We start from the raw sequence: 2,753 nt of genomic DNA on the forward strand, positions 1-2,753 counted from the left end.
GCCGCCGTGGGCAAGAAGGGCGAAGTGGCGCTGAAGATGCGCGAGCTGGGTAAGATGACCCCGGAAGAACGTCAGGTCGCAGGCCCGGCGCTGAACGCGTTGAAGGATGAGATCAACTCGGCCCTGGCGGCCAAGAAATCCGGGCTGGAAGATGCCGCCCTGGATGAGCGCCTGCGCACCGAATGGCTGGACGTCACTCTGCCGTCGCGCCCGTCGCGTCAGGGCAGCCTGCATCCGATCAGCCAGGTGCAGGAAGAGATCACCGCGATCTTTGCCGAGCTGGGCTTTTCCGTGGCCGAAGGCCCGCGGATTGACACCGACTGGTACAACTTCGATGCGCTGAACATCCCTGGCCACCACCCGGCGCGCGCCGAGATGGACACGTTCTATATGCACCGCGCGGAAGGCGACGACCGCCCGCCGCATGTGCTGCGCACCCATACCTCGCCGGTGCAGATCCGCTCGATGGAGAAGATGGGCGCGCCGCTGCGCATCATCTGTCCCGGCGGCGTTTACCGGGCCGATTACGACCAGACCCACACGCCGATGTTCCACCAGGTCGAAGGCCTGGCGCTGGACAAGGACATCTCGATGGCGAACCTCAAGTGGGTGCTGGAGGAATTCGTCAAATCCTTCTTCGAGGTGGACGACGTCGAGCTGCGCTTTCGCGCCTCGCATTTCCCCTTCACCGAGCCGTCGGCCGAGGTCGACATCCGCTGCTCCTGGGAGGGCGGTGCGCTGAAGATCGGCGAGGGCGATGACTGGATGGAAATCCTCGGCTCCGGCATGGTGCACCCCAAGGTGATTGCGGCCGGCGGCATCGACCCGGAGATCTATCAGGGCTTTGCCTTCGGCATCGGCATCGACCGCCTGGCGATGCTGAAATACGGCATCCCCGACCTGCGCGCCTTCTTTGACAGCGACCTGCGCTGGCTGCGCCACTACGGCTTCCAGAGCCTGGACATGCCGGCGCTGCATGGCGGTTTGTCGCGGTGAGCGAAAAGAGGTGGGGGTTTACTGAAGTTAGCAGTGGCCGCTACCTCTGTCAGGAGCATGGCGGGTATTGTGACGCTAGTGATAGCTATCTGAACAAATGCCCGATTTGCACGCCGGGGGACGAGGCATCCAAAGTCTACAATCCAGTTCAGAGACTTCTTCGTGTTATAAACGGATTGCAAGAACGCTCGAAAAGAAACCTTACTCTGGCCACGAGTGTTTTTGGGGGGCTGAGTGTTCTCAAATTACTTCAGAGGGCAGTTCCGGCTGAAGAGGCGCTTGACGGGTACTCATTGTTTTTCACCGGTGAGGTATGGGGTGGTTTCCTCGTCATTACGGCATTGTTTTTGCTCTTGGCGATAGCGCTTTTCGCCGCCTCTATGGCTCAAGTCACCGTTGTGGAGAAAGACTGGGTACCGGCAAAAACCATTTCTGAATGGGAGCATTTCCTAGCAGCAAAACTGGGAAACATGGAGTTTCTGCATAGGTGGGCAGGGAGAAGCTTTGTAATTAGCGTCTTGGTTTTTGCTGCTGCGATTTTGCTTCAGTTTCTCTGCTAGGTGCGAGTTCACTGATCCGCGCTGTGGTGCGAAATATGAGGGCTGTGAAGGTTTTTCAGAATCAGCGCGGAATCAAGGCCGAGAGGCCGCCGCGCCATCGCCTGACCGCCCGCACGGGCAGGCGATTTGGGGCCGCCAGCGCAAAGCTTGATATTCTACGGGTTTGGCCGGCATAAACTGCCAAACACAAACGTTGGATCGCCAGCCCGCGGTCAGGCGATGGCGCGGCTTGCAGGCTCCTGTTGATCCCACAAACATGTGACGTGACACTTGGCCTTCCTTGGCTAATCTCGGGCAAATGATCCGAGCAGTTCTTTCCTTCTCCGCCACCCTCCTGTGGGCCTCCGCCGTTGCGGCGATGGGGCCGTCGCAAGCCTCTGACTGCCATGGCGAAACCGCCTGCCCGCTGGGCGAACGTTCTTATCACGTGATGGAGCCGCAGGGCTGGGATGGGGTCTCGCCCTTGCCGGTGCTCCTGCATTTCCATGGCTGGGCGCGGACCGGGGTCAATGCGCAGCGCAGCGGCCGGATCGGCGCCTCAACCAAACGGCGCGGTGTGTTGCTGGTGACGCCGAACGGGCGGCGCAAGACCTGGGATTTCTGGTCTGCGGAGACGGAAGACGTCGCCTTCACCAACCAGGTTCTGGAAGACGTCGCCAAACGCTATCCTGTTGATATGCAAAAGATCTATGTTTCGGGCTACTCCTATGGCTCGGCTATGGCCTGGCGCTATGCTTGCCAAAGCGGCAACCAGATGGCGGCGCTGCTGGGTATTGCCGGGGCGTTCCCGCCGGGGGAGACCTGCCCCGAGGCGCCGCGCGAGGTGCGGCACGTGCATGGGGTGAGCGACACGGTGATGCCCTTTCCAAATGACAGGCTGGGCGGGCGGGCCGCGCCGATGGGGCTGTGGCGCGCCAGGCTCGACTGCGGCGTCGGGCAGCCTGCAGGCGACTGGCAGGTGGTGGAGTTCCTGAAACTCAGCCGCACCGAATGGCGCGATTGCGCCGGAGGGCAGGTAGTGCTGGACACCCATCCCGGCGGCCATTTCATCCCGCATGGCTGGATCGGGCGGCAATTGGACGAGCTTTTGGGGCGCACTCCCAGCTATCCGTGACTGCAAGGACGCTCGCGCCCTTGAACCTTGGCGCATTCTTTGTCATTGCCTCTGGCAAACTGCATGTCTGCCAAGGGGTCCCC

At 61.4% G+C, this 2,753-nt stretch carries 3 protein-coding genes; all 3 read left to right on the forward strand.

Annotation, left to right across the window (positions count from 1 at the left end):
• On the forward strand, positions 1-996 hold a 996-nt coding region (gene pheS, locus A2I95_RS30085; RefSeq protein WP_291735776.1), incomplete at its 5' end, for a phenylalanine--tRNA ligase subunit alpha.
• Positions 993-1,556: a hypothetical protein gene (locus A2I95_RS30090; RefSeq protein WP_291735778.1), complete on the forward strand. Its 564-nt coding sequence runs from the start codon at positions 993-995 to the stop codon at positions 1,554-1,556. The genes pheS and A2I95_RS30090, both read left to right, overlap by 4 nt.
• 298 nt (positions 1,557-1,854) lie before the next feature.
• Entirely contained in the window at positions 1,855-2,670 is an 816-nt protein-coding gene (locus A2I95_RS30095) for a polyhydroxybutyrate depolymerase (RefSeq protein ID WP_291735780.1), read from the forward strand.
• Positions 2,671-2,753: the final 83 nt, after the last annotated feature.

This window comes from Leisingera sp. F5, from assembly GCF_001593695.1.